We start from the raw sequence: 8318 nt of genomic DNA, 5'->3' as shown, positions 1-8318 counted from the left end.
CGCCGCACCCGGCCGCGAATCCGCCGCGACGCCAGGGCCCGGGCCGATGGCCGGCGCCGGCCCGACGAGCGACGGCGGGGGCGCCCCGACCCAGGGAGCCAACCCCCACCGCCGCCCAGGCGACAGCCGTGAACACCACCGCCGCGGTGCCCAGCAGGAGTCCACCGAGGACGAAGAGCAGACCCTGGACCGTCCGCGTCGAGGTCTCCGCCGCACCCGGCCGCGAATCCGCCGCGACGCCAGGGCCCGGGCCGATGGCCGGCGCCGGCCCGACGAGCGACGGCGGGCGCGCCACGACCGAGGCAGCCAACCCGGCACGGACGACCGCCGCCAGTTCGGCCCGCCGCCGCGACACGGCCGTCAGGCGTCCGGCCAGCTCGGTGTACGCGCGGCGGGCCCGCTCCACCTGCGGCTCCAGCTCGGCGACCTCCCGGCTCAGCCGGACCACCTCGGCGGCGATCGGGTCGGGCGCGCGCCGGCAGCCGGAGCAACCGGCACTCAGATCGGCCGGCGCACCGCAGGCGGGGCAGGGGTAACGGGTGTCGTCCACCCGGTCATCATCGACAGCCCACCGGGTACGCCCCAGAGTGCGCGTACTCAGGAACGGGTGTGCTCGTACACCCAGGTGGCGTAGTCGGGGTTGCCGCTCTCCACCCTGGACACCAGGATCTCCGGCACCTCGTACGGGTGACTGACCCGGATCTGGTCCAGCAACGCGGCGAGCCGGTCCGGTGCGGTCTTGAACTGCACCGACCATTCGGTGCTCGTCTCCATTCCGGACCGCCACCAGTAGGTGCTGTCCACCTGACCACCCACCTGGGCGCAGGCGGCGAGCCTGCCGGCGACGGCGGCGGCGGCCAGCACATCGGCGACCGAACGCGCGTCAACCACAGTTGTCACCACGCAGATCTCGTCCACGCCCGCACCCTACGCGGCCATACGCCGCTGAGCCCGTCAATCGCTCGCGACCGCTACGCTGCGCATCGCCGCGCTCACCGGAGCCGGCTTTACCTCGCGACTGCGGGGCTCCGCTTCGCTGCACTCCTCGCGCTCACCGGAGCCCGCTTTACCTCGCGACTGCGGGGCTCCGCTTCGCTGCACTCCTCGCGCTCACCGATTTGCGGCGATCCAGGAGTCGATCTGCGCCCACCAGTCGAAGAGCCAGTCGATGCGCTGCTGCCGCCCGGTCGGAACCTCCTCCGGCGGCACCGACCAGAACCGCATCACGATCCGCTTGTCCATCGGCAGTTCCCGCCACACGTCGGCGACGGTGAGCATCCGGTCCAGTCCGGTGTGGGCGACGAAGATGACCCCGGCGTCCGGTGCGGCGTCCAGCGCGGCGAGCATCCCGCCGGGCTGCGGGGCGAGCACGTGGCGCATCCGCTCGGCGCGCAGCGCCATCCGTTCCAGGCCGAGTGAGCGCAGTCGGGCGATGGCGCGCAACCGCCGCTTGGGGGTGAAGTTGCCGCCCTCGGGGAAGATCACGAACGCGTCGTTGTCGTCCAGGCCGCTGGCCAGGTGCCCGACCTGACGGACCGTATCCTCGCCGCGCTCCGGGGTCGGCGCGATGAACCGGTTGGGCAGCCGGTTGAGCAGCACGTCGACCGCCGGATCCCACTGGAGGCTGTCCTTGAGGACGATGCGTGGCTCCCGGTGGAACCAGTTGACCAGCCCGTGGATCAGGATGAACGAGTCACCCGGCCCGGCGTGCCGACAGAGCACCAGCTCGGGTCGGCCGGGCAGCGCGGTGTCCGGGTCCGTGCCCACCACGTCGATGCTCAACCGCAGTGTCCAACGTGCCTGCCAGAACAGCACCCGCAGGAACCAGCCGGCCAGCACGTAGTGGGCGCGCTGGAAGGCCGGCGACCTGGTGCGCCAGCCGAAGCCGGAGACGGCCCAGAGCACGAAGAGCGCGAGGAGCGCCGCAGCGTCCCAGACCAGGTAGAAGCAGCCGATCCAGAGCAGCCGCAGCGGGCGCAACCGGCCCGGGACCAGCGGGGACGCGGCCGCGGCGAGCAGCGCCCAGACCGGCAGCGTGGTGACCACGAAAAAGGCGAGCAGCACGACGGCGGGGGCCAGCAACAGCCGACGCAGCCACCGGGGAGGCAGCGGCATCACCGCTCCGCGTGGGTGGCGAGGTAGCGCCGGGAGGCGGTGTACGCGCGGCTGATCCGCCGTCCCACCGCCGCCATGTCCCGGTACGCCCACGGCGTGTCGTCGCGTGGGTTCAGCCCGCCGGTCGGCAGGACGTGCACCTCCACCCCCTCGGGCAGCGCCGCCATCTCCCGGAAGAACCGGTGCCGGCGGGAGATCTCGAACGCGACCTGCGCGATCTCCCACGGCCGGCGGGGCGGGGTCAGCTCCCGTTCGATCCGGCCCACCTGGAGGACGTAGATCCGGCGGGCGCCGACGGCCACCGCCTCGCCGATCGGGATGGAGTTGACGATCCCGCCGTCCACGTAGTGCGCGCCGTCGATCTGCATCGGCGGAAGCAGCCCCGGCACCGACGCCGACGCCATCACCGCCGGGACCACCGGACCGCTGTCGAACCAGTGCTCGGCGGCCCGCTCGATGTGGGCGGCGCAGCAGCGGAACGGCACCCGCAGGTCGGCGAAGGTGGTGTCCACCCCCAGCTCGCTTTCGAGCAGGCGGCGCAGCGGCCGGGGTGAGTGCAGGTGGGTCCGGGCGGCGAAGCGGCGCAGTTGCCGGGCGACCGAGTCGCCGTACACCTCGCTCGCCTCCGGCGAGGCCCACAGCCGGACCAGCCGGTCGGTCACCGCCTCCGACGGGTCGGCGGCGACCAGCGCACCGTTCACCGCGCCGATCGAGGTGCCGAGCACCATGTCGGGTTGGATGCCGGCGCGGAACAGCGCGCGCAACATGCCGACCTCGACCGCGCCGAGCACTCCCCCGCCGCCGAGCACGAACGCCACCGGTCCCCCCGCCATGTCTCCCATCCTGGCACGGGCCCGCCGCCGGCCCGGTGGGGCGTGGTCAGCCGACGGTCACCGCACGGCAGGGACCGTCCGCCGACGGCCGGCGGCGACGGCGTTGACAGGCCGGACACATTCGCGCAACCTGATACCGCTCCCACCCCTGAGGCAGGTGCGATCTGTGAAGGCAGCACTGCATCCGGGCCGATTACTGGCTCGCAGATACCGACTTCTGGACCAGATCGGCGCCGGTGGCATGTCGGTCATCTGGCGTGCCCGGGACGAGGTGCTGGACCGGGTGGTGGCGCTCAAGGTGCTCGCCCCGTCACTCGCCGCCGACGCGCGGTTCCGGGGCATGGTGCGCGACGAGGCGCGGGCCGCCGCCCAGTTGGTGCACCCGCACCTGACCTCCGTGCACGACTACGGCGAGACTGTCGACCCGGACGGCTCGATCACCTCGTTCGTGGTGATGGAGCTGCTCAGCGGCGAGGAGTTGAAGCTCCGGCTCACCGAGGGGCCGTTGCCGTGGACCGAGGCCGTCCAGGTGGGCGCGCAGGTCGCGGACGCGCTGGCCGCCGCGCACCGCCTCGGCATCGTGCACCGGGACATCACCCCGGCCAACGTGATGATGACCGGGACGGGCGCCAAGGTGCTCGACTTCGGCATCGCCACCCGGATCGGCGCACCCGACGAGGATGAGGACGGCGAGACCTTCGGCACCCCCGCGTACGTCGCCCCGGAACGCCTCGACGGCGCGCCGGCCCAGCCGTCCACCGACGTCTACTCGCTGGGCGTACTGCTGCACGAGGCGCTCACCGGCCGGGTTCCGTACCCGGCGGACACCTGGGAGCAGCTCAGTTCCGCCCTGGCCAGCGGTCCTGCGCCGACGCTGGCCGACCTGCCGGACCTGCCCCCGACAGTGGCCCAGATCTGTCTGCGCAGTCTCGCCCGGAACCCAGCCGATCGGCCGACCGCCCGGCAGGTCGCCACCGCGCTCCGCGACCACGCGCTGCCGGCCGAGCCTCCGACCGCGACCATCCGGGTGCCCACCGAGCCCCCGCCACCGCCGTCTCCCGCCGTGGCGACGCCGGCCGTGGCAAAGGCCGGGATGGCAACGGACGGCGGGGCAGCGGACGGCGGGGCCTCCGCCGCCCCGGGCGAGCCGGAGACCAGGGCCGGCTGGTCCCGGCGGCGGCTGGTGTTGTTGCTGGTGCTGGCCGTCGGGGTGACGCTGGCCGGGGTGGCTCTGCTGCCCGAACAGCAGCCGACCCGCCGGGCGCAGCCCTCCGCCGCGCCGGTGGCGACCCCGTCGGCCGACCCGCCGGCCCCCGGGTCGTCCGCGCCGATCACACCGACCCCGCCGACCGCGCCACCGTCGGCGAAGCCGACGACCGGTGCGCCCACCTCGAACCCGGGCACCCTGGCCGAGGTCGCCAACCGGGTCGACGGGTTGATCACCGCCGGGTTGAGCGCCGGGGAGATCCGCGAGGACGTGGCCCTCGACCTGCGCAACGAGCTGCGCAACCTGACCGCGGCGGTCAGCTCCGGCCGAGAAGAGCTGGCCCCACCGGTGGCCCGGCTGCGCACGAAGGTCACCGTCCGCGTCGGTGAGGGCGGCATCAGTCCGGCGTACGCGGGTCGGCTCGACGCGGCCATCGCCGAGCTGGGCGCGACCGGGGCCTGACCGGGCGACCCGGCGGGTCAGCGCACCGGCACCCGGAGCGGTGCGCGGACGTCGTGCCGACCGAGGGCGAAGCGCCGATAGACCTCGGCGTAGCCGCTCGCCATCCGCTCGACCGAGAAGTTCTGCGCGACGTGCGCCACGCAGTCCTCCGGGTCGAGTCGCTCCGCCGCGAGCAACGCCGCGGGCAGCTCCTCCGACCGCTCGACGACGAGCCCGGTCAGCCCCGGCCGGACCAGCTCCGGCACCGCACCCCGGTTGAGCGCGACCACCGGTGTGCCGGTGGCCATCGCCTCCAGCATCACCATGCCGAACGGCTCGTCCCACTGAATCGGCATGATCAGGCAGCGGGCGTCGACCAGCATCCGCAGCGTTGTCGCGCGGTCCGCGTTGAGCACGACTGTCACATCGTCGCCGACCATCGGCGCGACGACCTGCTCGTAGTAGCGGCGCTCGGCCGGCTCGTTGCACTTGCCGGCCAGCAGCAGCGGCAACCCGGCGGCCCGGCACGCCTGGATGGCGGTGTCCGGGCCCTTGTCCGGGCTGAACCGGGCCAGCCACAGCACCGGCCCCGCGCCGGGTGTGTGCTTACGCGGAAAGCCGCGGATGTCCAGCGCGTTGTGCACCGTCCCGGCCCACTGCAGGTTCGGGTTCAGCCGGCGCTGGGCGTGCGAGATCGCCACCAGGGCGACCCCCGCGTCGACGTCGCTCAGCACGTCGCCGTACTCCCCCACGGGGTTTCCGTGCACTGTCGCGACCGTCGGCACGGCCCGGCGGCCGGCGACCAGCGGGCCGATGGTGGTGTGGTCGTGGATCACGTCGAAGTCGGCAGCGCTGATCAGCCGTTTCACCCGGGCCAGGTGAGCCAGCTCCGGCAGTGACTCGCCGAGCCGCTCGTACTGGACCTCGGCGACGGTGGAGACGAAGCCGTCGGCTGCCGTGCCGTGGTCGTCGCCGGCACCGAAGAGGGTCACCGCGTGCCCCTGCCGGCAGAGCGCGTCCACCAGGGCGGCGACGACCTGCTCAAGGCCGCCGTAACCGGGCGGAGGTACGGACAACCACGGCGGAACCACCATCGCGATGCGCAGTGACCGCTCCTCGGGGCGGCCCGCAGGCGGGTGGTTCACGGTCACGAATCCTCCCGTTGGTCCCCGGTGCGGTGGCACCGCCGGTCAAGCCGGTCGGGCCGGTCGGCGGCGGGTTCCCCCGTGGTGTCCCCGGTAAACCGGACACGGCGGACGATCACCCGCCCACCAGAAGCTGGTCGTGGACCGAGCGCACCCCGGGCGCGGACCACGCCACCCGCTCCACCTGGTCGCGTTCCCACCAGGACCGGACCACTCCGGCGAGGACCAGCGTGTCGCCGTCCACCTCGACGGTCACCCGCTCGCCGCCGAGGGTGCGCGCCAACGCCCGCTGGACGTCCTGCCGCAGCCGCTCGCCGGCCGGCGCCACCGGGGGTCGTACCTCGATCAGGTTGGTGATGCCCCGGATGCCGTCGAGGCGACGCACCTCGGCCTCGGCGGCCCGCCGCTGCCACCCGAACTCGACCTCGCCGCGCAGCATCAGCCAGCCGTTGGCCACTGTCACGTCCAGCCGCTCGGCGGGCACGAAACTGTCCCACTCCAGGGCGCGGGTGGCGGCGATGGCGACCTCGGCGTCGGTACGCCCGGGGGTGCCGGGCAGCCGCACCTCCATCTGGTCGGCCACCGCCCGTACGCCGCGAACCCGCTGCGCACAGCGGGTCGCGGCCCAACCGCGAGCGGCACCGTCCACGAATCCGGTCAGGGTCACCACGCCCTGGTCGACGGTCACCCCGATCTCGTTCGGTTGCAGCTGGGCGTCCCAGGCCAGCTCGGCCAGGACGTCGCGTTGGATCCGCTGGTCGTCACGCACACCCACCACGTCGGTCATGGCACCCACCCCCGGTTCCGGTCGCCGAAACTCGCCAACCGAATCTGCCGGGCAGACGGGTGACGGCGGTTCACCCGATCCGGGTGAACCGCCGTCCGGCGGAAGAAGCGGCGGGTGACGGAGCCGACCCCCTCGGCCCCGCCACCCGCCGCCGGAGGGAGGAAGCAGGTTCAGGTGGTGGTCAGGACGTCTCGGCGAGCGTGACGGTCACCGACTTCTCGGCGCCGTTGCGCTTGAACTGCACCTCGACCCGGTCGCCGACCTTGCCGGCCTGCACCGCGCCGACCAGGTCGTCCGAGTCGTTGACCGGCTTGTCGCCGAACCGGGTGACGACGTCGCCGCGCTGGAGGCCGGCCTTCTCCGCCGGGCTGCCCGGGGTGACCGACGCGACGAGCGCGCCGCCGCCCTCGGCCTGGTTGACGCCGACCCCGAGCGACGGGTGGCTGACCTTCTCGCCACGCTGGAGCTTGCCGGCGACGTCCTTGGCCTTGTTGCTGGGGATGGCGAACCCGACGCCGATGTTGCCGGTGCTCTGCCCGGAGGTCGCGATGGCGGTGTTGACGCCGATCACCTCACCCCGGGTGTTGACCAGCGCGCCGCCGGAGTTGCCGGGGTTGATCGGCGCGTCGGTCTGGAGCAGGCCGGAGATCGAGCTGACGGTCTGGCTCTGCTGCTGGCGCGGGTCCTGCGGCTGGCCCTCACCGGCGCGGATGGTGCGGTCGCGGGCGCTGAGGATGCCCGAGGTCACCGAACCCTGCAGGCCGAGCGGACTGCCCAGGGCGAGCACCTGGTCGCCGACCTGCATGGCGTCGCTGTCACCGAACTTCGCCGGCTTGAGGTCGCTCACCCCGCTGGCCTTCACCACGGCCAGGTCGGTCTTCGGGTCGGTGCCGATGATCTTCGCATCGGCGGTCTTGCCGTCGGCGAAGACCACCCGCACGGCGTCACCGGCGGCGGACGCGACAACGTGGTTGTTGGTCAGCACGTACCCGTCGGCGCTGAGCACCACTCCGGAGCCCTCACCGCTGTCGGTGGTGATCGAGACGACACTGTCCTGCACCGACGCGGCGATCTTCGGCAGGTCCGCGCCATTGATCACGGGGGCCGCGGAGTAGGTGCGGGTGATGCCGCCGCTGTCGCCGTCGAGGGCGAGCGCGAGCGCCCCACCGGCCACGCCGGAACCGAGCATCAGCGCGAACACCGCGACGCCGGCACCGGCGAACTTGGCGATTCGCCCCGGTCGGGGACCGCTGCCGGGCGGCGCGACCTGCGGGCCCCACGGCGGGACCGGCTGGCCCGGGTGCTGAGCGTGCAGACCCGGGTGCTGCTGGTGCTGAGGGTGCTGCTGGTGCTGGCCGTACGCCATGCCCGGCTGGCCCCCGCCGGCCCAGCCGGACTGCTGACCCGCGTACCAGGGGGCACCGGGGTAGTGACCGGCGGCCGGCTGTGGGTAGCCGGGCTGGCCGGGCGCCGGGTGACCGGAGACCGGGTACGGCGGCGCGGACGGGGTGGCGGCCGGGCGCTCGTAGCCGGTCGACGGGGCGGCGGCCGGGGCACCGGCGGGCGCGGCGGCCGGGGTGGCGGCCGTGGTCTCCGGGTCGGCGGCGGTCGAGACGACCGTCGGGTCACCGTCGGTCGACACGGCCTGCATGGGGGTGGTCGGGGAGTCGGACTGCACGCGCTCGTCGCGCGGCAGCTCGGCGGTGGGGTGCGACGGCTCGGCGTCGGTGGGGGCCGGCCGGCGCTGCGGGTCGGACTCGAACTCGGTCATGGCACTACCTTCTCCCCCA

General features: G+C 73.7%; 7 protein-coding genes and 1 pseudogene. 1 reads left to right on the top strand and 7 read right to left on the bottom strand.

The window, feature by feature from the left end:
• The 4 genes and pseudogenes from IF22_RS0126885 to IF22_RS0126870 all read right to left on the bottom strand — a co-directional run.
• Positions 1-550 (bottom strand): annotated as a pseudogene (locus IF22_RS0126885) (hypothetical protein); the annotation flags it as partial.
• A 47-nt stretch (positions 551-597) separates the two neighbouring features.
• Positions 598-918: a divalent-cation tolerance protein CutA gene (cutA, locus tag IF22_RS0126880; RefSeq protein WP_030336735.1), complete on the bottom strand. Its 321-nt coding sequence runs from the start codon at positions 916-918 to the stop codon at positions 598-600.
• A 192-nt stretch (positions 919-1110) separates the two neighbouring features.
• The gene (locus tag IF22_RS0126875; RefSeq protein ID WP_030336733.1) at positions 1111-2115 is read right to left on the bottom strand and encodes a 1-acyl-sn-glycerol-3-phosphate acyltransferase; all 1005 of its coding nucleotides are present in this window, start codon (positions 2113-2115) and stop codon (positions 1111-1113) included.
• Positions 2115-2948, bottom strand: a complete 834-nt coding sequence (locus tag IF22_RS0126870; protein ID WP_030336732.1) for a patatin-like phospholipase family protein — start codon at positions 2946-2948, stop codon at positions 2115-2117. Before IF22_RS0126870 ends, IF22_RS0126875 begins: the two co-directional genes overlap by 1 nt.
• 166 nt (positions 2949-3114) lie before the next feature.
• On the opposite strand from IF22_RS0126870, the gene IF22_RS0126865 reads away from it, so the two are divergent.
• Positions 3115-4617, top strand: coding sequence for a serine/threonine-protein kinase (locus IF22_RS0126865; protein WP_051708806.1), 1503 nt, complete (start codon positions 3115-3117; stop codon positions 4615-4617).
• A 17-nt stretch (positions 4618-4634) separates the two neighbouring features.
• Here IF22_RS0126865 and IF22_RS0126860 read toward each other — a convergent pair whose 3' ends face one another.
• From IF22_RS0126860 to IF22_RS0126850, 3 genes are all read right to left on the bottom strand, one after another.
• Entirely contained in the window at positions 4635-5690 is a 1056-nt protein-coding gene (locus IF22_RS0126860) for a glycosyltransferase family 4 protein (RefSeq protein WP_081884056.1), read from the bottom strand.
• Between the two features lie 166 nt (positions 5691-5856).
• The gene (locus tag IF22_RS0126855; RefSeq protein ID WP_030336727.1) at positions 5857-6528 is read right to left on the bottom strand and encodes a BON domain-containing protein; all 672 of its coding nucleotides are present in this window, start codon (positions 6526-6528) and stop codon (positions 5857-5859) included.
• Positions 6529-6709: 181 nt separating this feature from the next.
• On the bottom strand, positions 6710-8299 hold the full coding sequence (locus tag IF22_RS0126850; protein WP_030336725.1) for a trypsin-like peptidase domain-containing protein: 1590 nt from the start codon (positions 8297-8299) through the stop codon (positions 6710-6712).
• Positions 8300-8318 lie beyond the last annotated feature (19 nt).

The sequence above is a fragment of the Micromonospora parva genome (assembly GCF_000718515.1).
In the GTDB taxonomy this organism is placed as follows: Bacteria; Actinomycetota; Actinomycetes; order Mycobacteriales; family Micromonosporaceae; genus Micromonospora; species Micromonospora parva.
The sequence above is the reverse complement of the archived record's forward strand: the minus strand, read 5'-3'. Positions and strand labels throughout refer to the sequence as shown.

Coding starts and splice junctions, on each gene's coding strand:
- IF22_RS0126875 (WP_030336733.1), bottom strand. CDS start 2,115: ATGCCGCTGCCTCCCCGGTGGCTGCGTCGGCTGTTGCTGGCCCCCGCC.
- IF22_RS0126855 (WP_030336727.1), bottom strand. CDS start 6,528: ATGACCGACGTGGTGGGTGTGCGTGACGACCAGCGGATCCAACGCGAC.
- IF22_RS0126850 (WP_030336725.1), bottom strand. CDS start 8,299: ATGACCGAGTTCGAGTCCGACCCGCAGCGCCGGCCGGCCCCCACCGAC.
- IF22_RS0126870 (WP_030336732.1), bottom strand. CDS start 2,948: ATGGCGGGGGGACCGGTGGCGTTCGTGCTCGGCGGCGGGGGAGTGCTC.
- IF22_RS0126860 (WP_081884056.1), bottom strand. CDS start 5,690: ATGGTGGTTCCGCCGTGGTTGTCCGTACCTCCGCCCGGTTACGGCGGC.